Origin of the sequence: Benzoatithermus flavus (assembly GCF_037908215.1) — a bacterium.
In the GTDB taxonomy this organism is placed as follows: domain Bacteria; phylum Pseudomonadota; class Alphaproteobacteria; order Geminicoccales; family Geminicoccaceae; genus Benzoatithermus; species Benzoatithermus flavus.
Genome location: NZ_JBBLZC010000005.1, coordinates 154,560 through 175,851, shown reverse-complemented (window position 1 = coordinate 175,851; position 21,292 = coordinate 154,560). Strand labels below are relative to the sequence as shown.

The following is a 21,292-nucleotide window of genomic DNA, read 5'->3' as shown; positions in this document are numbered from 1 at the left end:
GCGACGAAGGGATGGTCGGCCGAGATTCCGGCAGAGCATCGCGCGTCTGGAGTCCCATCATCGTGACTGTCGCTCCCACCCGATCCCGGCGATCCGGCTCCGGTGAGCCTGCGGGGACCACCGGGCCGACCCTCGCTCCTGCGGATACCAGTGCAGGGACGGTGAGCGCACCGAACCGGCCGGTCTGGTCGTCCGAGCGTCTTCTGCTCGGGGTGGCGCTCGTGCTCCTGCTGCTGTGCATCGGGGCCGGCCTCGGCTACCGGCAGCAGATGCGGGGTGTCCTCGCCTCCACCGCGCAGATGCGCATCGCCGATCAGCGGGCCGAGGCGCTGGAGCAGGTGCTCGCGAGCCTGCGGGATGCGGAGACCGGGCAGCGCGGCTTCCTGCTCACCGGCCGGGCGGACTATCTCGACCCCTACCATCAGGCCGTGCAGCAGCTCGAGGGGCGGCTGACCGTCCTGCGGCAGCTCTACGCCGACGAACCCGCCCGCCGGCAGGAGCTCCGGGCCATCGAGGAGGACGTCCACGCCAAGCTCGCCGAGCTCGCCGAGAGCATCCGCCTGCGCCAGACGGGCGGCCTCGCCGCGGTCCAGGCGACCATGCTCGAGGATCGCGGCAGGGCGATCATGGACCGGCTGCGCACGGGCATCGGCGAGCTGCTCGCGTACGAACGCGCGCGCACGCAAGCCGAGCTGCGGACGACCCGCGAGCGTGCCGAGCGCACCATGACCATCTGGATGCTCGGCACGCCCCTGGCCGGCACGGTTCTCTCCGCCTGTCTCGCCCTCGTGGTCCGCGACATGCGACGCCGTGCTGCCCTGAACGCGGAGCTCGCCCGCGCTGCCGCCGAGGAGCGCGACTTCACGGCCTCTCTGTTCCAGGCGCAAGGTGCCCTCGTTCTGGTGCTGGACGCCGATGGCACGATCGTGCGCTGGAACGCGGCCTGCGAGCGGCTCACCGGCTATACCGCCGAGGAAGCGCTCGGGCGCAAGCTCCGGGATCTCCTGGTCCCGCCGGAAGCGATCGAAGCCGAGCGGCTCGACTTCGTCCGCTCGCCCGGTACGGATTCCGCGAACGCCGGGACGTCCGAACTGATCGCGCGCGACGGCTCGCGCCGCATCGTCGAATGGTCGACCACCGCCGTCCGCTCGCCCCGCGGCGAGGTACGCTACGTGATCGCGACCGGGATCGACGTGACCGAGCGCCAGCACGCCCAGGCGGCGCTGGCGGCGAGCGAGGGGCGGTTCCGCGAGCTCGCCGAGGCCATGCCCCATATCGTGTTCATCGCCGATGCCGAGGGCCGGATCGCCTTCGTCAACCGCCGCTGGCACGAGTTCTCGGGCCCGGACACGGCTCGCGTCTTCAGCGAGGGCCTGATGGCGCTGGTCCATCCCGAGGACCGCGCGATGATGGACCAGCGATGGGCGGATGCGCTCGCTCGCGGCGAGCGCTGGCATGCCACCTGCCGCCTCAGGGCCGAGGACGGCTCCTACCGTCGGTTCATGTTCCGCGCGCAGCCCATGCGCGATCCGGCGGACGAGAGCACGGTGCGCTGGTTCGGCACCGCGACCGACGTCGAGAACCTGATCCGCACCCAGACGGCGCTGCACGAGGCCGAGCAGGCTTCCGAGCAGAAGACCCGCTTCCTCGCCACCATGAGCCACGAGATCAGGACGCCCATGACCGCGGTCCTGGGCACGGCCGATCTTCTGGCCGGCACGCCGCTCGATGCGCGGCAGCAGCAATATCTCGACAATATCCGCCGCTCTGGCCAGCTCCTGCTCGCGATCATCGATGACATTCTCGACTTCATGCGGTTCGGCTCGACCAATTTCCAGCTCGAGCGGGTCGATTTCAGCCTGGGCCAGGTACTCGAGCAGGTCCGCTCCAGCATGCAGGTGAAGGCCAGCGAGAAAGAGATCGGGCTCACCTTCCACGTGCCCGAGGGCTCGCCGCCGGTGCTGCGCGGCGACCCGCGCCGGCTCGAGCAGATCCTGTTCAACCTCGTCGGCAATGCGATCAAGTTCACCGAACGTGGCGGGGTCACGCTCGACGTCACGACCCAGCCGACGGATGACGGCCGGATCCGGCTGCGCTGCGAGGTGCGCGATACCGGAATCGGCATCAGCAAGGAGGAGCAGACCCGCCTGTTCAAGGCCTTCTCCCAGGCCAACGAGGCCACCACGCGCCGCTTCGGCGGCACAGGACTCGGGCTCGCCATCTGCAAGCAGCTCGTGGAGGCCATGGGCGGCACGATCGGCGTCGAGAGCCAGCCGGGCGAAGGCAGCACGTTCTGGTTCGAGGTCATTCTCGAGCGCGGCGATGCCGTCGTCGCCAGAGCGATGACCACAGGCCTCGACGAGCTTCCGTCGCTCCGCATCCTGGTGGCGGAGGATGCGCCTTTGAACCGGGAGCTGATCGGCGACATGCTCCGGCGCCACGGCCACGAGGTGGTGCTGACCGAGAACGGCCGCGAGTGCCTCGAGCGAGCCGCAGCCGAGCGGTTCGACCTTCTGCTGCTCGACATCCAGATGCCGGTCATGGACGGCGAGCAGGCGATCCGGCAGCTTCGCGCCACGCCCGGCCCGAACCAGGCGACCCCGGCGATAGCGCTCACCGCCAACGTGGTCGAGGCGGACCGGCGGCGCTATCTCGCGGCCGGCATGAATCTCTGCCTGAGCAAGCCGATCGCATGGGCCAAGCTCTCCGCCGCGATGTCGGAGCTGGCCGACGCGGGCGGGCAGCCGGCCGCCGAGGTGCTGCGAGCCACCGGCAGCGCCGTCGATTGGGGGTTCGTCGCCGAGGTGTTCGCCGGCATGCCGGAGCAGATAGCCTCCTATCTCGGCCGGGCCCTTCTGGATGCCCGCGGGGTCGCAGCGGAGCTGCGCGAGGCGCGGCACGATCTGCCGAGGGCCGCCCGTCTCGCGCACCGGCTGAAGGGCACGGCGCGCAGCTTCGGCCTGGTCGCGATCGCGGATCGGGCAGAGGAGATCGAGAAGGCCGCCAAGACGGAACAGGATCTCGGGAAGCCTCTGCAAGCGCTCGACGAGGCTCTCGACACGACGGCCCGGGCTCTCGAGATGGCTCCGGGCGCTTCCGCTTGAAGCATCCGGCCGGCGCGCGCGAAAAAATGGCGCATCCTCTTGGGCGTGCCCAGGCTCCGGCTCAGGTGCTAGGCTGTTAGCCTTGGAGTGGGAAGGAGGGCGTTCCGTCTCCTCGATGGGCAGAACGCATCGGCGCTCCGAGGTCAGGCAGGGTCCGGGATCTGCTGGCGATGGCCGCTGCCGGCAGGCCGGGATAGGAGAGCATGGATCGGATGACCACCTCACCGCGCGTGGCAGACCGTCCGGTCGCGCGGCCGGACAGGCGGGAGCAGCGGTGGAGCCTGTCCGCGCGCCTCTTGGTCCTGCTCGCCGCCGCGCTGGTGCCGGTCGTGGCGATCGCGGTCTACAGCCAAGTCGAGCTGCGTCGGGAGTATCGGGCCGAGGTTCATCGGCAGGCACTCCAGCTTCTGGGCGGCCTCGAGAGCGAGCAGGAGCAGCTGCTCGAGGAGATCCGGCATCTCCTGGCCACCGTCCGGCAAACCCGGATCGTCCGCGAGCAGGACATGGCCGAGTGCGCCCGCTTCATGGACCGCCTGCGGCCGGACTATCCCGCTTATCTCGACCTCTACGTCACCGACCGGAACGGGGTGATCCGGTGCAGCACGGATGCCGCCTCGCTCGGGATCACCATCGGCGACCGCGTCCATGTCCGCCGTGCCATCGAGACCGACGGGCTCGCATCGAGCGGCTACATCCTCAAGCGCTCGAACGGACGCCCTGCCCTGCCGTTCGCGATTCCCTACCATGACGACGCCGACCGGGTCGCGGGTGTGGTCACGGTTCTTCTGGATACGCGCTGGCTCGAGGATTATGCCTCGCGGCGCTCCCTGCCCGAGAACGCGACCTTCGTCCTCGCCGACGAGAACGGCACGGTGCTGGCACGGGCCCCGGCGAGACCCGACCTCGTCGGCGTCGGGCTGCCCGCGCCGTGGCATTCCCTCCTGCACGCCTCCGGGTCCGGCGTTGAGGAGCTGCCGGGCCTGGACGGGGTGGATCGTATCGTCGCTTACAGTCCGCCCGTGCCCGGCACGGGCGGGCTCCTGGTCGCCGTCACGCTGGACCGGGAGAAAGCGCTGGCTCCCATCGACAGAACCTCCTACCGCATGGTGGGCCTGCTTGCCTTGATCCTCGCCCTGGTGGCAACGATCCTGTGGTGGGGCACCTCGCGCCTGGTCCGGGCACCGGTGGCCGCCCTGGTCGCCGCGACGGAGCGCTGGCGTCGGGGCGATCTCGCTGTCCGGGCCGGACTCACCGGCGTGCCACGCGAGATCGCGGCGCTGGGCGATGCGTTCGATGCCATGCTGGAGGATCTGGAGGCGCAACAGGCCCGGCTCCGCCGGGCCGAAGCACGCTACCGCTCGATCGTCGATACGGCGGTGGACGCCATGGCGGTGATCGACGAGCACGGCATCGTGCAATCCTTCAATCCCGCCGCCGAGCGGACCTTCGGCTACCAAGCCGACGAGGTGATCGGGCGCAACGTCTCCATGCTGATGCCCGAGCCGCATCGCTCGAACCACGACGGCTATCTCGCCCACTACCGCCGGACCGGCGAACGCAAGGTCATCGGGATCGGCCGCGAGGTGGAAGGCAGGCGCAAGGACGGCTCGATCTTCCCGCTGGAGCTCGCGATTGCCGAGTGGCGGGTCGACGGTGAGCGCTTCTTCACCGGCATCATGCGCGACATCACCGAGCGCCGCGAGACGCAGCGCCGCCTGGAAGAGAGCAACCGGCTCCTTACCACCATCATCGAGAGCATCCCCGAGCCCGTATTCGTGCGCGACCGCGAGGGGCGGTTCATCCTCGTGAACTCCAGCACCTGCGCGCTGCTCGGCCGCGATGCCGCCGCGGTGCTGGGCACGCGCGATCGGGATTACTGCCCGCCCGCGATCGCCGACCGGATCGAGGCCAGCGACCGCGAGGTGCTGGAGACCGGCAGGGCGATCGTGCTGGAGCAGGAGCTCCAGGACAGCACCGGGCAGCGCCGTACCTGCCTCAGCACGAAAGCCCCTTTGCGCGATGCGTCGGGTGCGGTGGTCGGCGTGATCGGCATCGCCTTCGACATCAGCGAACGCAAGCGCAGCGAGGAGCATCTGCACGCCGCCAAGGCCGAGGCCGAGCGGGCCAATCTCGCGAAGTCCAAGTTCCTCGCCGCCGCCAGCCACGATCTGCGCCAGCCCGTCCAGTCGCTCACCCTGTTCCTCGATCTTCTGAAGGTCCGGCTGCGCGACCATCCGGCCGCTGTCGTGCTCGGTAACATGGAGCAGGCGCTCGAAGCGTTGGGCGCGCTGCTCGACAGCCTGCTCGACGTCTCCAAGCTCGATGCCGGCCTCGTCGTGGCCCAGCCGGCACCCATACCGCTGGCGCCTCTGCTCGAACGTCTGGCTGCCGAATACGCGCCGCGTGCGGAAGCCGCGGGCCTGCGCCTGCGCGTGGTCTCCCCGCGCGTCGTCGTCCGCAGCGATCCCGTGCTCCTCGAGCGCATGCTGCGCAACCTGATCGAGAACGCGCTCCGCTACACCAAGCGTGGCGGCGTCCTCGTCGGCTGCCGGCGCAGGGGCGAGCATGTGCGGATCGAGGTGGTCGATACGGGGATCGGGATCGCGTCCGATCAGTTCCAGGACGTATTCGAGGAGTTCTATCAGGTAGGAAATCCCGAGCGCGATCGCCGCAAGGGCCTGGGGCTCGGCCTCGCCGTGGTCCGCCGCCTGTCGCGGCTGCTCGACCACCCTGTCGAGCTGCATTCCCGGCCGGGACGCGGCTCGACATTCGCCATCCTGGTCCCGCGTGCGACCGTCGTCGAGCTGCCACAGCCACCGGCGCGTTTCTCGGGAGGAGACGGAGGCTTCTCCCCAGGCGTTGTGATGGTGATCGAGGACGACGCGCTGATCCGCATCGGCCTCGAGGCCATGATCGAGGATTGGGGGCACACGGTGCTGGCAGCGGCATCGGTGGACGAGGCGATCGTCATGACCGATCGCGAGCCGCTGCCGGACGCCGTCGTCACCGATTACCGCCTGCAGGGAGGCAGGACCGGGCTGGATGCGGTGCTCTCCCTTCAGGCCAAGCTCGGGCGGCCGATCCCGGCCACGATCGTCACCGGCGACACCGCCCCGGAGCGTCTGGCCGAGGCCAAGCGCGGCGGCTTCCGCCTGCTCCACAAGCCCGTCGGCCCGCTCGAGCTCAAGGAGGCCGTGACGGCGATGCTGCGCGAGAGCCGCAAGATGGGGTGAAGAGCAGAGGCAGGCGACTTGCAGGAGGGTTCGCATGGGAGCACCATGCGCTCCTGAGATGCAGCTCGGAAGCGTGGCCATGCCCGAGCATCGCCCCGAAGAGGACTCTGCCTCCGCCGTCGCGCCCATCGTTCGGGACCCCGCCATCCTGGGCGGACGCCCGGTCTTTCGCGGCACCCGTGTTCCGGTCGAGGTGCTGTTTGATAATCTCGCCGATGGCCTCGGCCTCGACGAGATCCCGGCGAGCTATCCGACAATCGAGCGGGGTGATGCGCTCGCGGTGCTGGAGATGGCGCGTCATCGACTTCTCGATGCCGCATGACGCCACGGGTGCTGGTCGATGTGTGCCTGCCTGTCCAGCTACACCGCCGGCTGGCACCTTTGGAGGTGCGCAGGTTCAGTTCATGGGTTGGAAAAGTTTGGGAGACTCCGAACTGCTGGTCCAGGCCGCCGGCAAATTCGACGAGCTCCTCACGAGCGATGGTCTTCTGGCCGAGCAGAACGACCTGAAAAGCTTGGGTCTTGGCGTCATCGTTCCGACGACGAATCGCGTTCGCGAGGCGGGGCGTCCGGTGCCTGCGCTCCGGGCAGCCATCGCCCGCGTAGCTCCGGGCCAGAAGCTCGTGATTTCCCCCGCTTGACGCAACCTGCCCGGACGGATCACCCTGGTCGTTCCACGTTCGGGGAGGTGCGCCATGGCGCTGGCACAGGTCAGTCTCGACGATCGCTACGCTCTCGAGCGCGGCCGCGTGCTGATGACCGGCATCCAGGCCCTGGTCCGACTGCCGATGCTGCAACACCAGCGCGATGTCGCCGCACAGCTGAACACGGCGGGCTTCATCTCGGGCTACCGCGGCTCGCCCCTGGGCGGACTCGACCAGGCGCTGTGGCGGGCGCAGAAGTTCCTCGAGAAGCATCGGATCGTGTTCACGCCCGGGCTCAACGAGGACCTCGCCGCCACCGCGGTCTGGGGCAGCCAGCAGGTGGGGCTGTTTCCTGGCGCCAAGCACGACGGCGTGTTCGCGATGTGGTACGGCAAGGGTCCGGGTGTCGACCGCTCGCTGGATGTGCTCAAGCACGCGAACCATGCCGGCACCGCCCGGTACGGCGGCGTGCTGGTCGTGGCCGGCGACGATCACGCCGCCAAGTCCTCGACCCTGCCGCACCAGTCGGACCATGTCTTCGCCGCCGCCGTGATCCCGGTCCTGAACCCGGCAGGTGTCCAGGATTATCTCGATCTCGGCATCCACGGCTGGGCGATGTCGCGCTATTCCGGCTGCTGGGTGGCACTGAAGGCGGTGGCCGACACGGTCGAGAGCACGGCCGTGGTCGACGTCGACCCGCATCGGGTCGAGGTGCGCACACCGGAGGACTTCGTCATGCCACCGGGCGGGCTCTCGATCCGCTGGCCGGACCCGCCCTTGGTGCAGGAGGCGCGGATGCAGCAGCACAAGGCCTACGCGGCCTTGGCCTATGCCCGTGCCAACGGCCTGAATCCCGTCGTCATCGACAGCCCGCGGGCACGGCTCGGCATCATCACCGCCGGCAAGTCCTATCTCGACGTGCGCCAGGCTCTGGACGATCTCGGCATCGACGCGAAGCTCGCCGCCGAGATCGGTATCCGGCTGATGAAGGTCGGCATGACCTGGCCGCTCGAGCCCGAAGGTACCCGGCATTTCGCGGAAGGGCTCGAAGAGATCCTGGTCGTCGAGGAGAAGCGGCAGCACATCGAGTACCAGCTCAAGGAGGAGCTCTACAACTGGCGCCACGACGTGCGCCCGCGCGTGATCGGCAAGTTCGACGAGAAGGGGGAATGGTCGCTGCCGCAGGGCGGCTGGCTCCTGCCCGCCGCCTCGGAACTGACACCGGCCATGATCGCGCGGGTCATCGCCGCCCGGATCGCACGCTTTCATTCGAGCCGGCGGATCGAGGAGCGGCTCGCTTTCATCGCCAGCAAGGAGGCGGCCCTCGCCCGCCAGCGGCTCGCGATCCAGCGGGTACCGCACTACTGCTCGGGCTGCCCGCACAACACCAGCACGCGCGTGCCGGAGGGCAGCCGGGCGCTGGCCGGCATCGGTTGCCACTACATGGCGACCTGGATCTATCCCACTTCGACCCAGACCTTCAGCCAGATGGGCGGCGAGGGTGCGGCCTGGATCGGCCAAGCGCCGTTCACCGAGACCAGACACGTCTTCGCCAACCTCGGCGACGGCACCTACTACCATTCCGGCATCCTCGCGATCCGGGCCGCGGTCGCCGCGCACGTCAACATCACCTACAAGATCCTCTACAACGACGCCGTCGCCATGACCGGCGGTCAGCCGGTCGAGGGCTCGCTCACCGTGGCCCAGCTCGTGGCCCAGCTCGCGGCCGAGGGGCTCGAGCGGATCGAGGTCGTGGCCGACGAGGCCGAGCGTGCCGCAATCGGTGCCCTGCCCGCCGGCGTGCGCATCCATCCGCGCGGCGAGCTCGAGGCGATCCAGAAATCCTTGCGCGAGACGCCCGGAGTGACGGCTCTCGTCTATGTCCAGACCTGCGCCGCCGAGAAGCGGCGGCGCCGGAAGCGCGGCCGCCTGCCCGACCCGCCCCGCCGGGTCGTCATCAACGAGATGGTGTGCGAGGGCTGCGGCGACTGCTCCAACAAGTCGAACTGCGTCTCCGTGCTCCCGGTCGAGACCGAATGGGGCAGGAAGCGCGAGATCGACCAGTCGAACTGCAACAAGGACTATAGCTGCATCAACGGCTTCTGCCCGAGCTTCGTCACGGTCGAGGGCGGCAGGCTCAAGAAGGGCGTGGCCCTTGCCGAGGGGACCGAGACGCCGTCCGTTCCCGCCCCCATGCTGCCGAGCTTGCGCGAGCCCTGGGGCATCCTGATCACGGGCGTAGGCGGTACGGGGGTCGTCACCATCGGCGCCGTCCTCGCCATGGCAGCACACCTCGAGGGCAAGGGGGTGACGGCGCTCGACATGGCGGGCCTCGCCCAGAAAGGAGGTGCGGTCTGGTCGCATGTCCGCATCGCCGCCGAGCCCGGCCATCTCTGGGCGCCGCGCATCGCCGCCGGCGAGGCCGATGCGGTGATCGGCTGCGACATCGTCGTGACGGTGAGCGACGAGTCGCTCGCCAAGATGCAAGACGGCCGCACGCACGCCGTGGTCAACAGCGACGCTTCGGTGACCAGCGAGTTCGTCCGCACCGTGGCCGAGCAGGCGCGCACGGGCGACCTCAGCCGCTTCCGCGATCCCGAGTTCCCGAGCCAGGCCATGGAGGACCAGATCGTGGACGCGGTCGGGCGCGACCGGGTCTGGTTCGTGGACGCGACCGATCTCGCCACGGCCCTTCTGGGCGACGCCATCGGCACCAACATGTTCATGCTGGGCTATGCCTGGCAGAAGGGGCTCGTTCCGCTGTCGGAAGAAGCGATCTTGCGCGCGATCGAGCTCAACGGCGCCGCCGTGCCGCTCAACGTCGCCGCCTTCGCATGGGGCCGCCGCGCCGCACACGACCTCGCTACGGTCCAGCGGCTCGCCGCCCCGCAGGATGCGCTCCCCGATCATCGCCGGCTCTCGACGAGCCTCGACGAGGTGATCGAGCGGCGGGTCGCCTTCCTCACCGACTACCAGGACGCGGCCTATGCCGGGCGTTACCGTGCGCTCGTCGAGCGGGTCCGCAAGGTCGAGGCGGAGCGCGTGCCCGGCAGCACGGGGCTCGCCGAGGCCGTGGCCAGAAACTACCACAAGCTCCTGGCCTACAAGGACGAGTACGAGGTCGCCCGGCTCTATTCGAGCCCGTGGTTCGAGCGTCGGATCGCCCAGATGTTCGAGGGCGACTACAAGCTCGTCTTCCATCTCGCCCCGCCGCTCATCGCCCATCCGGATCCTGTGACGGGCGAGCCCGAGAAGCGCGCTTACGGGCCCTGGATGCTCAGGGCCTTTCGCCTCCTCGCCCGCCTCAAGGGCCTGCGCGGCACGGCGTTCGATCCGTTCGGCCGCAGCTCGGAGCGCCGGCTGGAGCGCCAGCTCATCAAGGACTACGAGGTGCTGATGGAGGAGGTCCTCCAAGGGCTCACGGCCGAGACCCATGCCACGGCGGTCGAGCTCGCCGCGATCCCCGACCGCATCCGCGGCTTCGGTCCGGTCAAGGGGCGCTTCCTGCGCCATGCCAAGAAGCGCGAGGCCGAGCTGCTCGAAGCCTTCCGCAAGCGCACGCCGCCTCCGACCCAGCCACCCACGCGCCCGTCGGGCGTGGCGGTCATGGCCGGCTGAAACGGACCGTCGGGCACTCGATCGAGGACATCGCGTTTTTGCGCCGAACCGGCAGAGCCGCCGCTATCCAGCGGCGCGTCGCCGCCGGCACATCGTGCCCCCTGCGGGACATCGTTCTCCTCGGCGTCGCGCTTGAAGGCCGAGGAGCGGCGAGGTACGGGCATACGGAATGGTAGCATGGCTCCTTTCCCGGTGCTTTCGCGATCGCGAGGATCGACGATCGATGGGCTGTTCCGTGGCGTTCCCGTTCCTCACCCCCGGCCCGATGCGGGACAGAGAGCTCGCCCTGGTCCTGGCCGGCCGATCGCCGTCCGATCCGGCACATGGTCTCTCCCCTGCCTATCATTTCCGCCTCGTCGTCCAGCGGCAGAAGGCCGGCTCCTTGAGCCTGCGCATCGGCCGCACTCCCTCGCTCGAGCTCTATGCCGGGCATATCGGCTACGAAGTCGTGCCCCGCTTTCGCGGCCGGCACTATGCGGAGCGCGCCTGCCGGCTCGTCCTGCCGCTCGCCCGTCTGCACGGGCTCGACCCTCTGTGGATCACCTGTGATCCCGATAACCTGCCGTCCCGGCGCACCTGCGAGCGTCTGGGGGCGCGGCTGGTCGAGATCGTGCCGGTTCCGCCGGACAGCGAGCTGTACCGGCAGGGCGAGCGCCGGAAGTGCCGCTACCGGCTCGACCTCGGCTGATCTCGCTGGCCTTTCCGCTCCGACAGGAATCGACCCGATGCGGCATGCGCTCCTCGCCCTTGGCCTTGCCTGCCTCCTGCTCGCCGACTGCGTCGGCGAGCTCGAGCCGGGCTCGGTTTCGCCGGCAGGAATCCCCGATCCCATCACGGTGGCGCGCACCGGCCGGCCCAACGACTGGCTGATCTGCCGGTCCGGTACCTGCAAGGCGGAGCCCTCGGAGGCCGCCCAGATCTATCCCGTGCCCGCGGACGCGTTGTGGGCCGCCTGGCGCACCGTGCTGGCGGAGCAGCCGGACGTCACCGTGATAGCCGCCGACGCGTCCAGACGGCTCATCATGGTCCAAGACCGCACGCCCGTGTTCCGGTTCGTCGACACGATCACGATCCGCGTCTTGCCCCTCGAGCAGGGAGCCTCCACCTTCGCCGCCTACAGCCGGAGCGAGATCGGCCATGCGGATGCCGGCACGAACCGGCACCGTCTTCGCGCCTGGGTCGCCGTGCTCGAGCAGCGCCTCGACAGCCGCTGAGCGCCGGTCCGTCCCGCCTTGACACCCGACCGGCGCGCGGGAACGGTGGCCCGGCTGAACGGGCCGGCATGCGGCCGCAAGAAGCAGGAGAGACGAGGGATGAGGAAGCTGTTCGGCTGCGCTCTGGGCGCTGCCGCCGTGGTGGCCCTCATGGCAGGGATCGGCCGGGTCGAGGCCGCGACACCCAAGGACGGGCTGGTCATCGCCGACTTCATCGACGACATGATCAGCCTCGATCCGGCCGAGGTGTTCGAGTTCTCGGCGGCCGAAGCCCAGGCCCAGATCTACGACCGGCTCGTGACCTACCCGGTCGAGGACGTGACCGAGCTCCAGGGTCTCGTCGCCGAGAGCTGGACCGTCTCCGACGACGGCATGCTCGTGACCTTCAAGATCCGTCCCGGGATCAAGTTCCACTCCGGCAACCCGCTGACGGCGAAGGACGTCGAGTTCTCCTTGCGCCGGGTGGTGAAGCTCAACCTGTCGCCGGGCTTCATCCTGACCCAGTTCGGCTTCACCCCGGAGAACATGCAGGACACGATCAAGGCCGTGAGCGACGACACGCTCGTCCTCAAGCTCGACCGGCCTTACGCGCCCACCTTCCTGCTCTACTGTCTCACCGCCGGTGTCGGTTCCGTGGTCGACAGCAAGCTCGCCATGCAGCACGAGAAGAACGGCGACATGGGCCACGAGTGGCTGAAGACCAACTCGGCGGGCTCGGGCCCGTTCAAGCTGCGCGCCTGGAAGCCCAACGAGAGCATCGCCTATGATGCCAACCCCGACTACTGGCGGGGTGCGCCCAAGTTCAAGCGGGTGATCACCCGTCACGTGCCCGAGCCTGCAACGCAGCGCCTCCTGCTCGAGAAGGGCGACATCGACATCGCAAGGAAGCTGACGCCTGAGGATCTGGCCGCGGTCGGCGGCAACAAGGACATCGACATCGTCAAGGCACCCAAGGGTGCGATCTGGTATCTCGGTCTCAACCAGAAGAATCCGTATCTCGCCAAGCCCGAGGTCCGCGAGGCGATGAAGTGGCTCGTCGACTACGACAGCCTCGTGAGCACGATCCTCAAGGGCAAGGCCGAGGTGCACCAGACCTTCCTGCCGCGCGGCTTCCTCGGCGCCATCGACGACAAGCCCTACCGGCTCGACGTGGCGAAGGCGAAGGAGCTTCTGAAGCAGGCGAGGCTCGAGAACGGCTTCAAGGTGACGATGGACACCCGCAACAACTCGCCGACCAAGGATCTCGCCCAGGCGATCCAGGCGAGCATGGCGAAGGCGGGCATCCAGATCGAGATCATCCCGGCCGACAACAAGCAGACGCTCACGAAGTACCGAGCACGCCAGCACGACATCTATATCGGCCAGTGGGGTCCGGACTATCAGGATCCGCACACCAATGCCGACACCTTCGCCGCCAATCCGGACAACTCGGACGATGCGAAGGCGAAGCCGCTCGCCTGGCGTAACGCCTGGGACATCCCGGAAATGACCAAGATCACGCAGGCCGCCGTGCTCGAGCGCGACGCGCAAAAGCGTGCGAAGATCTACGAGGACCTGCAGCGCGACCATCTCAAGATGTCGCCCTTCGTGATCTTCGCCCAGGAGATCGAGAACATCGCCCAGCGCTCGAACGTGAAGGGCATGATCTGGGGCCCGAGCTTCGACGACAACAGGTATTGGCAGGGCTACAAGGAGTAGTAGACCCGAAACCGATGCACCCTTTCCGCCTTCGCACGCCGAGGCGGAAAGGGGCGAGCTCCTGCCCGCCAGTCGAGACCGATGCTCCGTTTCTCAAGCACCGTCCTCCGTTTCGCCCTGACGCTCGCCGTCACCTTCCTGGGCCTCCTGCTCGTCACCTTCCTGATCGGGCGGGTCGTGCCGATCGACCCGGTGCTGGCGGCGGTGGGCGACCGGGCGCCGCCCGAGGTCTACGAGCGCGTGCGGATCGAACTCGGCCTCGACCTGCCGCTCTGGCAGCAGTTCCTGCTCTACATCGAGGCCGTGCTCCAGGGTGACTTCGGCACCAGCGTGCTCACCTCGCGGCCCGTGCTCGAGGACATCGGCCGGGTCTTCCCGGCCACGCTCGAGCTTGCGACCGTGGCGACGCTCATCGGCGTCGTGCTCGGTATCCCGATGGGCGTTGCGGGTGCCGTCTGGCAGGGCCGCTGGCCCGACCATCTCGTCCGCGTGCTCGGGCTCGTCGGCTACTCCGTGCCGGTGTTCTGGCTCGGCCTCATGGGCCTCCTCCTGTTCTATGCCAAGCTCGGCTGGGTCGAGGGGCCGGGCCGGCTCGACGTGTTCTATGAGGATCTCGTCACACCGGTGACGGGCGTCATCCTGCTCGATTCCGCCATGGCCGGAGAGTGGGACGTGTTCTGGAACGCGTTCGGCCACGTCATCCTGCCGGCTGCGATCCTGGGCTACTTCTCGCTCGCCTACATCGCCCGGATGACCCGCTCCTTGATGCTGGAGCAGCTCCGCCAGGAATACATCACGACGGCCCGGGTGAAGGGCGTTCCCGAATGGCGCATCGTCTGGCGCCATGCGCTCGGCAACTGCGCCGTGCCGCTGATCACGGTCGTGGCCCTGAGCTATGGCGGCCTGCTCGAGGGCTCGGTCCTGACCGAGACCGTGTTCGCCTGGCCGGGGCTCGGCGCCTATCTCACCAGCTCGCTGCTCAACGCCGACATGAATGCCGTGCTCGGCGCCACGATCTGCGTCGGCACCGTCTTCATCGGCCTCAACTTCCTCTCCGACCTGCTCTACCGCCTCCTCGACCCGCGAGCCCGCGCATGACCCTGGCCGCCCACGACCCGAGCCCGAGAGCACCCCTCGACCGGCGTGCCTGGCTTTTGAGCGACACGCCACGCTCCGCGCTCCAGGCCCGCCTCGGGCAGGCCTACGCCTCCTGGATCGCGTTCCGCCGCAATCCGCTCGCCCTCGTCGGACTCGCCATCGTCCTTCTCCTCGTTCTCGTGGCGGTGCTCGCCCCCTACCTGGCGCCGCAGTCGCCGACGGCGCAGGATCTCGCCGCCCGTCTGCAGCCGCCTTCGGCCACGCACTGGTTCGGCACGGACGAGCTCGGCCGCGACATCTACGCCCGGATCGTCTGGGGCTCGCGCATCACGCTCACGATCGTGGTTCTCGTCGTCGTCATCGTGGGCCCGGTCGGCCTCCTGGTCGGCACGGTGGCGGGCTATGCCGGCGGCTGGCTGGATACGCTCCTCATGCGCCTGACCGACATCTTCCTGGCCTTCCCGCGCCTGATCCTGGCGCTCGCCTTCGTCTCGGCGCTGGGCCCCGGCATCGAGAACGCGATCATCGCGATCGCGATCACCGCCTGGCCGCCTTACGCCCGGCTCGCGCGCGCCGAGACCCTCACCATCCGCCACAGCGACTTCATCGCCGCCGCGAAGATGCAGGGCGCTTCCGCGGCGCGCATCGTGCTGGGCCACATCGCCCCTCTGTGCACCTCGTCGCTCATCGTCCGGCTCACGCTCGACATGGCGGGCATCATCCTGACCGCAGCGGGCCTCGGCTTTCTCGGTCTCGGCGCCCAGCCGCCCGCGCCGGAATGGGGGGCCATGATCTCGACCGGACGTCAGTACGTGCTCGATTACTGGTGGGTCGCGGCGATGCCGGGCCTCGCGATCGTCGTGGTGAGCCTCGGCTTCAACCTTCTGGGTGACGGCCTGCGCGACGTGCTCGATCCGAAGCAGCGCTGAGCGCCGCTCGACCTAGCTGCCGATGCACTCTGTCCTGCTGCGCGTTCGCTGCCGCTGCCGGATCGATGCCGCCGGCGAGCAGCGCCACCGCAGCCGCCCATGCCAGGATCGCGGTGCGCATGGTCGTTCCTCCCCCGTGTGGACGGACGAAATACGAGGGTATCATGCGATCCACGCTGCGGCTGAGCCTCACCGCAGCATGCGGCATATCTGAGGTGCAACCCCGATCGGCCTCGACGGTTAAGCGTCACCGGCGTGCAGCTTACCGTGCCGGAGGCTTGGGAAAATCGACAGAGATCGGGGAAAAGGCGTCATGAATGCGACCGGCCAGCGCACCGTCGCCGCCGTCACACGGCATCTCATGCCCCCTTTGGGGCCGATGTACCTGATCGCCTACATCGACCGGCAGAACGTCTCCTATACGCCAAGCTGCAGATGGTCGGCGATCTCGGCCTGAGCGAGACGGCTTACGGGCTCAGTTACTGGCTGCCGACCGTGGTCAAGGGCTTCGGCGTCTTCAACACCGTGAACGGCCTGCTCAACATCATCCCGTGGATCTGCGTCGCCTTCGCCTTGTGGTGGAACCCGTGCCATGCCGAGCTCCATAGAGGCAACAGGACGCTTCACATCGTCGCCCCGATGCTCATCGGCGCCGCCGGCCTGACGCTCAGCGTGCTGGTTCCCGGCCATGCGCTCAAGTTCGCTTTCTCGTGCATCGCCGCTGCGGGTATCTTCGCGGGCCAACCCGTATTCTGGACCCTGCCCCCGACCTTCCTCAAGGGGGCCACTGCCGCTGCCGGCATCGCCGCCATCAACTCGGTCGGCAATCTCGGCGGCATCGCCGCCCAGAACGTGGTACCCATGATCAAGGACGCGACCGGCAGCGATCTGGCACCCATGCTCTTCCTCGCTGCCTGCCTCGTCGCCGGTGCCGCCCTGGTCTTCGTCGTTCAGGCAGTGCTCCGCAGCTACGGGCGCCAGCCGGATACCGTGATCGAGAGCGCCGGCTCGGCGGCACCGGGTTGAGCACGGCCGATATCGGAAGGAGCGAAGCCCATGGCAACGAACGAGCCGGCCGAGCAGGCTCCGAAGCCGGAGCGGCCTCCGGTCGAGCGCGAGCCCTACATCCCGCGTCCGCCGAGCCGCGAGGAGCTCGAGCAGATCAGCCGCGAGCAGGCGCTGATCACCGACGAGTGGACCGGGGAGGAGGAGCCGGAAGGCGGCCGTCAGCCGCCCTCCGGCGGGTAGGGGTGCAGCCTGCCCTCGTAGTCGAGGATACGGCAGGTTCCCCCGCCATCGCCCTCGACATAAACCGGACCGACCGGCGACTTGCCGTGCCCGCCCGGAATGTCGAGGACGTAGGTAGGCTGGCACAGGCCCGAATAGCGGCCGCGCAAGGTGCGCATCAGCGCCTGGCCTTCGGCGAGGCTGGTACGGAAATGCGCCGTGCCGGGAGCGAGGTCGGCATGGTGCAGGTAATAGGGCTTGATGCGGGCCTCGACGAAGGCGCGCATGAGCTGGCCCAGCACCATGGGGTCGTCGTTGACGCCTTTGAGCAGCACGGATTGGCTCAGCATCGGGATCCCGGCGTCGATCAGCCGGGCGGCAGCCGCCCGGGCCGCAGCCGTCAGTTCGCGCGGATGGTTGGCGTGCAGGACGACGTAGGTCGCGATGGCCTCGGCGCGCAGCGAGCGGGCGAGCTCGACCGTCACCGTCTCCGGCGCCACGACCGGAACGCGGGTGTGGAAGCGGACGACCTTCACGTGGTCGATCGCGGCGAGCGAGCCGACGAGTTCGCGCAGCCGGCGGGGACTCAGGATCAACGGATCGCCGCCGGTGACGATCACCTCCCAGATCTCGGGCCGACGCGCGATGTAATCCAATGCCGCCGCCAGCGCCTCGGGCGGGAGCGTGCCCTCGCCGTTCGGCCCCACCATCTCGCGGCGGAAGCAGAAGCGGCAATAGACCGGGCAGACATGGACCGGCTTCAGGAGAACCCGGTCGGGATAACGGTGCACGATGCCCGGCACCGGACTGTGGATGGCATCGCCGATCGGATCGGCCCGCTCCTCGGGGTGCCCTGCGAGCTCCGCCGCGGACGGCACGAACTGGCGGGCGATGGGATCGTTCGGGTCGCCCGTGTCGATCAGCTCCACGACGGCTGGGGTGATCGCCACGGCGTAGCGGGCCGCCACGCGCTCGAGCGCTGCGACATCATGCGCGGATGCCAGACCGGCCGCCGCGAGCTCGGCCGGCGTGCGCAGGCTCCTCGCCTTGGGCGGCACCGACATTCTCCGTAAGCTTGCCTCGGACACGGCGGGTACCTAGTGGGAGCGCCCGCCCCGCGCAAGGCCGCGGCCGTCGGATTGCCGGAGTCCTCGAGCGGCTCTTCTCTCACTCGGCGGGCACAGGGGCCTGCCCCGGCGAGGAAAACGGCTCGCGCACGGGCTTTGTCGGGACGGCAGCATTGCGCAGCGCCAGGCTACCCAAGAGGCTCTCGATGGTGATCTCGAGCGCCATGAGGTCGCGATAGCCGACGGAACGCGGTGCGTGACCGCCGATCCAGTCGCTGACCGCGAACGACTGCGCGAATGCCGGATCGTGGTGCAGCACCGGACCGACCGGAGCGCCGAGCTGGGCGAGCTCCATCGGCAGCCGCGCCCGGCCGACCATGGGCTTGCGCACGAGCGTGGGCACGATCAGGAGACGTGGCGGCCGCTGCGGCCGTTCGCTCACGGCGGCCTTGGCATGGCGCAGCGTGCGGCGGGTCGCCGCGAGGTCGATCGGCGAGGTCGTCGTGGGGATGAGGATGAGGTCGGCGGCGAGGAAGGCGGCGGCCAGAGCCGGCGACAGCACGGCCGGCAGGTCGATGATGACGCGCTGGAAATTCTGGCGCGCCCGATCGAGCGCGTTCAGCCAGTCGCCGACGGCGGCGAAATCGCGGATCGGTAAGGGCTCGATCGCGCATGGCAGGCGGCGGCCGCGGGTCCAGAGCATGGCTGTCTGCTGCGGATCGGTGTCGAGCACCACCGTGCGCAGGTTGCGCACGGCCATGGCACAGGCGAGATTGACGGCGACCGTGCTCTTTCCCGTGCCGCCCTTGAGATTACCTACGGCAATAACGATCCCTGTTTTGTTCATCTATAAGTTCCTGCCCGCTCTCGAGAGGCACCCAAAAGGCGCAGATCGGTCATGCAGCAGTAGCTTGGTGCGTGCTTGCGAGCGATGAGTAAAAAGGACCCAGAGATCGCGATCGTCGTCCACCATGTCGGATGCGCAACCCGCTGCGGCTTCCATTTCGGGGCCCGGAGGGACCAATAGCCGCATCGAGAAGAAAGGGCGCAGCTCACGCCGCGCCCGTGCAGGAGACGAAGGGAGGAAGGCTCAGTTCGTGGCCGCGGCCGCGAAGCTGATGACATTGCCGAGGTTGGTGCCGGAGAGAGTCGCGTTGGCGACGGCACCGCTGGCATCGATCCGGTTCGAGATCGTCTGCGTGATGTCCCTGGTCTTCTGGTCGAGCTCGATGTCGGCCTTGCCACTCTGATCCTTGAGGTCGAAGCTCGCGATGTTGACGCCGTTGAGGGCGCTCATCGTGATGCCGCCCACCCCGCCGGAGCGGACGACGTTCTCGGCCTTCTGCACCGAATCCCGCGCCATCTGGTCGAGGCGGACGATGTTGCCGTACTCGCCCCCGCCGTACTGGTCGACGACGCTCGCGACGTTGGCGAGGTTGGTGATCTCGGCCTTGCTGCCGCTCAGCACCTCGTTGTCGGCGGTGATGCGGTTGGTCGCGGTCTGCAGCGTATCCTCGAGCTTCTGGTCGATGAGGATGTGGTCGCCTACCTCCTCGGAGCCGCCCAGCTTGTCCTCGAGATTGAGGACGTTCTGCAGGTTGGTGGCCGAGAGCTCGGCGCCGACCGCGCCGTACTTCGACGACACCTCGTTGAGAATCCGCTGCTCCTCGTCGGTGTACTGGTCGAACTGGTAGATGTCGCCGTAGTCGGCGCCCATGTCGGGCGAGACGTCGCGCCACTGCAGCACGTTCTGGATGTTGGTGCCGTCGAGCTTGCTGCCGGTGACGCTGCGGGTCGCCTCGAGCTTGTTGGTGACCTTCTGGTCGATCCGGTCGAGATCGAAGTTCTGCTTGATCTTCACCTCGTCGGCCAGGGCCGTGCCCATGCCGACGAGGAGAGCGAGCGCGCTGGTCGCGATGAGCTTCTTCATCGTTGCACCTATCGTTTCCGGTTCGAGGTGATGGGCCGTTCGGGCCCGGTCAGCGGCCCTGCACGGGCAGGACCGTCCCGTCCGGCAGGCGCACGCCGCGCGCTGCCGGGGGTTCCTTGCCGTCGAGCGTCGCGGCGCTGCCGCGCAGGCTCGACGGTGTGGCAGGTGGCGAGGACGACGGCTCCGCCTCGGCTGGCGGGTTGGCGATGGTGGCGGCAGGCGGGAACGGCGCCGCATGGACTAGGGCCACGGGCGAAGGCGTGCTGCGGCTGCCCTCGGGTACCAGGCGGTCGCAGCGGTCGCCGATGCCAGCGAGGTCGCGCACGATCTCGTAGGCCGCCTGCTCGACGACCCAGCGCACGCTCTGGTGGATGGGCTCGTTTTGCTGCCTGCCGAGGCGGATGTCGAACAGCTCGGTGCCGAACTGGCCGATCTTGTCGCCGCCATTGCCGATGTCCCAGAAGCGGAACAGGTTGGCCTCGACCTCCTGGCCCCAGATCTGCTTCCGGTAGGAGCGGGCGAGGACGACCTCGGTCGTCCGGGTGTCGGCGACCACGACGTCGAGCCCGACACCGATATAGTAGCCGCGCGCCTTGGCACCGATCCCGGCAATGTTCGCTTCGACGCCGCCCGACTGCAGGTCGAAGTCGAGCTCGGTGATACCGCCATAGACGGTATGGGTCGAGCCCAGGAGCGCCCCTGCCGGCACCGGGCGGAAAGGCACCGCGGTCGCGCCGACCTGGACCTTGCCGCCGTCGCCGAGCCGCTTCTCCATCGCCTGCTGCAGCTCCCATTCGGCGATGTTGGTGGCCGTGCGGTTGACCTGGCGCACGCCGGAGCGGGCGAGCGCCGAGACCATCATCAGCTCCGCACCCTGGGTCACGTAGGAGCCGGGGCCGTTGTAGTCGACGACACCGGTGCGGTCGGGGATGCTCTGCACGGCGAGGCGCAGGTCGAGACCGCGCGGCAACGCATCGCGCAGGCAGGTCAGTGCCGGCGTCATCGGGGTGAAGGCCCGGCTCGGCAGCGGCCCACGGGCGACCTCGACTGGCCGGTCGCCGGGCGGGACGGCAGCACATCCGGCGGTGGCCAGGAGCGCTGCGAGCACGGCAGCACGCTTGCCGCTCACTGGCCCTTATCCTTCTGCTGCGCGACCGAGGCGCTCTGGCCTTCGCTCTGCTGCGACGCATTGAGGTTCAGGTAGCCGTCGATGGTGACACTGTTGCCGCTGCCGTTGAGATTGACCGTGTAGCTCGTGGCACCGTTGGTCTGGTTGCCGACCGTGGTTCCGGCGACCTCGGGCACGCCGAGGCCGATGGCCGTGGCGCCACCCTGGACCTGCCTGCCGTTGAGCTGTGTGCGCAGCGTCTCGCGATTGAGCTCGGTCTGAAGCTCGGCCGGACCGCGGAACTGCCAGCTCATCTGCTCGCGAAAGCCGGCCTCGGCAGGCGAGGTGATCGCGAGCGCCGCGGCCGATCCGATGGCTAGGGGCAAGACGCGATACATGAATCGGCTCCTCAGGTCGACCTC

The 21,292-nt window shown here is 68.7% G+C and carries 17 protein-coding genes and 1 pseudogene; 13 read left to right on the top strand and 5 right to left on the bottom strand.

Going from position 1 to position 21,292, the window contains the following annotated elements; all coding sequences use genetic code 11:
• Window positions 1–161: 161 nt before the first annotated feature.
• From U1T56_RS07195 to U1T56_RS07135, 13 genes and pseudogenes are all read left to right on the top strand, one after another.
• Complete coding sequence (locus U1T56_RS07195; protein WP_418158771.1) at window positions 162–3,104, top strand: PAS domain S-box protein; 2,943 nt, start codon at window positions 162–164, stop codon at window positions 3,102–3,104.
• Window positions 3,105–3,316: 212 nt separating this feature from the next.
• On the top strand, window positions 3,317–6,337 hold the full coding sequence (locus U1T56_RS07190) for a PAS domain S-box protein (RefSeq protein WP_418158770.1): 3,021 nt from the start codon (window positions 3,317–3,319) through the stop codon (window positions 6,335–6,337).
• Window positions 6,338–6,416: 79 nt separating this feature from the next.
• Entirely contained in the window at window positions 6,417–6,659 is a 243-nt protein-coding gene (locus tag U1T56_RS07185; protein WP_418158769.1) for a DUF433 domain-containing protein, read from the top strand.
• A gap of 82 nt (window positions 6,660–6,741) precedes the next feature.
• The gene (locus U1T56_RS07180; RefSeq protein WP_418158768.1) at window positions 6,742–6,978 is read left to right on the top strand and encodes a hypothetical protein; all 237 of its coding nucleotides are present in this window, start codon (window positions 6,742–6,744) and stop codon (window positions 6,976–6,978) included.
• A gap of 54 nt (window positions 6,979–7,032) precedes the next feature.
• Window positions 7,033–10,599: an indolepyruvate ferredoxin oxidoreductase family protein gene (locus U1T56_RS07175; RefSeq protein WP_418158767.1), complete on the top strand. Its 3,567-nt coding sequence runs from the start codon at window positions 7,033–7,035 to the stop codon at window positions 10,597–10,599.
• A 223-nt stretch (window positions 10,600–10,822) separates the two neighbouring features.
• Window positions 10,823–11,287: a GNAT family N-acetyltransferase gene (locus U1T56_RS07170; protein ID WP_418158766.1), complete on the top strand. Its 465-nt coding sequence runs from the start codon at window positions 10,823–10,825 to the stop codon at window positions 11,285–11,287.
• A gap of 37 nt (window positions 11,288–11,324) precedes the next feature.
• Window positions 11,325–11,813: a DUF1499 domain-containing protein gene (locus U1T56_RS07165; RefSeq protein ID WP_418158765.1), complete on the top strand. Its 489-nt coding sequence runs from the start codon at window positions 11,325–11,327 to the stop codon at window positions 11,811–11,813.
• 99 nt (window positions 11,814–11,912) lie between these two features.
• Entirely contained in the window at window positions 11,913–13,511 is a 1,599-nt protein-coding gene (locus U1T56_RS07160; protein ID WP_418158764.1) for an ABC transporter substrate-binding protein, read from the top strand.
• An 81-nt stretch (window positions 13,512–13,592) separates the two neighbouring features.
• Entirely contained in the window at window positions 13,593–14,609 is a 1,017-nt protein-coding gene (locus U1T56_RS07155) for an ABC transporter permease (RefSeq protein WP_418158763.1), read from the top strand.
• The gene (gene nikC / locus U1T56_RS07150; RefSeq protein WP_418158762.1) at window positions 14,606–15,538 is read left to right on the top strand and encodes a nickel transporter permease; all 933 of its coding nucleotides are present in this window, start codon (window positions 14,606–14,608) and stop codon (window positions 15,536–15,538) included. The genes U1T56_RS07155 and nikC overlap by 4 nt, the downstream gene beginning before the upstream one ends.
• Before the next feature lie 313 nt (window positions 15,539–15,851).
• Window positions 15,852–15,995 (top strand): hypothetical protein, encoded by a 144-nt coding sequence (locus U1T56_RS07145; protein ID WP_418158761.1) that lies wholly within the window; start codon window positions 15,852–15,854, stop codon window positions 15,993–15,995.
• A gap of 5 nt (window positions 15,996–16,000) precedes the next feature.
• Window positions 16,001–16,564, top strand: a pseudogene (locus tag U1T56_RS07140) (MFS transporter); the annotation flags it as partial.
• Between the two features lie 30 nt (window positions 16,565–16,594).
• Complete coding sequence (locus U1T56_RS07135; RefSeq protein ID WP_418158760.1) at window positions 16,595–16,786, top strand: hypothetical protein; 192 nt, start codon at window positions 16,595–16,597, stop codon at window positions 16,784–16,786.
• Here the strand turns inward: U1T56_RS07135 and U1T56_RS07130 are convergent.
• From U1T56_RS07130 to U1T56_RS07110, 5 genes are all read right to left on the bottom strand, one after another.
• Complete coding sequence (locus U1T56_RS07130) at window positions 16,765–17,823, bottom strand: lysine-2,3-aminomutase-like protein (protein WP_418158759.1); 1,059 nt, start codon at window positions 17,821–17,823, stop codon at window positions 16,765–16,767. The two genes, U1T56_RS07135 and U1T56_RS07130, sit on opposite strands and share 22 nt — an antisense overlap.
• Window positions 17,824–17,932: 109 nt before the next feature.
• Window positions 17,933–18,679 carry a ParA family protein gene (locus U1T56_RS07125; protein WP_418158758.1) on the bottom strand — a complete coding sequence of 249 codons (747 nt, stop codon included), beginning with the start codon at window positions 18,677–18,679 and terminating at the stop codon, window positions 17,933–17,935.
• A 243-nt stretch (window positions 18,680–18,922) separates the two neighbouring features.
• Window positions 18,923–19,762, bottom strand: coding sequence for a hypothetical protein (locus tag U1T56_RS07120; RefSeq protein WP_418158757.1), 840 nt, complete (start codon window positions 19,760–19,762; stop codon window positions 18,923–18,925).
• Window positions 19,763–19,811: 49 nt separating this feature from the next.
• Entirely contained in the window at window positions 19,812–20,891 is a 1,080-nt protein-coding gene (locus tag U1T56_RS07115; RefSeq protein WP_418158756.1) for a CsgG/HfaB family protein, read from the bottom strand.
• Window positions 20,888–21,268, bottom strand: coding sequence for a hypothetical protein (locus tag U1T56_RS07110; RefSeq protein ID WP_418158755.1), 381 nt, complete (start codon window positions 21,266–21,268; stop codon window positions 20,888–20,890). Before U1T56_RS07110 ends, U1T56_RS07115 begins: the two co-directional genes overlap by 4 nt.
• Window positions 21,269–21,292 lie beyond the last annotated feature (24 nt).

Coding starts and splice junctions, on each gene's coding strand:
- U1T56_RS07190 (WP_418158770.1), top strand. CDS start 3,317: ATGACCACCTCACCGCGCGTGGCAGACCGTCCGGTCGCGCGGCCGGAC.
- U1T56_RS07185 (WP_418158769.1), top strand. CDS start 6,417: ATGCCCGAGCATCGCCCCGAAGAGGACTCTGCCTCCGCCGTCGCGCCC.
- U1T56_RS07180 (WP_418158768.1), top strand. CDS start 6,742: ATGGGTTGGAAAAGTTTGGGAGACTCCGAACTGCTGGTCCAGGCCGCC.
- U1T56_RS07175 (WP_418158767.1), top strand. CDS start 7,033: ATGGCGCTGGCACAGGTCAGTCTCGACGATCGCTACGCTCTCGAGCGC.
- U1T56_RS07170 (WP_418158766.1), top strand. CDS start 10,823: ATGGGCTGTTCCGTGGCGTTCCCGTTCCTCACCCCCGGCCCGATGCGG.
- U1T56_RS07165 (WP_418158765.1), top strand. CDS start 11,325: ATGCGGCATGCGCTCCTCGCCCTTGGCCTTGCCTGCCTCCTGCTCGCC.
- U1T56_RS07160 (WP_418158764.1), top strand. CDS start 11,913: ATGAGGAAGCTGTTCGGCTGCGCTCTGGGCGCTGCCGCCGTGGTGGCC.
- U1T56_RS07155 (WP_418158763.1), top strand. CDS start 13,593: ATGCTCCGTTTCTCAAGCACCGTCCTCCGTTTCGCCCTGACGCTCGCC.
- nikC (WP_418158762.1), top strand. CDS start 14,606: ATGACCCTGGCCGCCCACGACCCGAGCCCGAGAGCACCCCTCGACCGG.
- U1T56_RS07145 (WP_418158761.1), top strand. CDS start 15,852: ATGAATGCGACCGGCCAGCGCACCGTCGCCGCCGTCACACGGCATCTC.
- U1T56_RS07135 (WP_418158760.1), top strand. CDS start 16,595: ATGGCAACGAACGAGCCGGCCGAGCAGGCTCCGAAGCCGGAGCGGCCT.
- U1T56_RS07125 (WP_418158758.1), bottom strand. CDS start 18,679: ATGAACAAAACAGGGATCGTTATTGCCGTAGGTAATCTCAAGGGCGGC.
- U1T56_RS07120 (WP_418158757.1), bottom strand. CDS start 19,762: ATGAAGAAGCTCATCGCGACCAGCGCGCTCGCTCTCCTCGTCGGCATG.
- U1T56_RS07110 (WP_418158755.1), bottom strand. CDS start 21,268: ATGTATCGCGTCTTGCCCCTAGCCATCGGATCGGCCGCGGCGCTCGCG.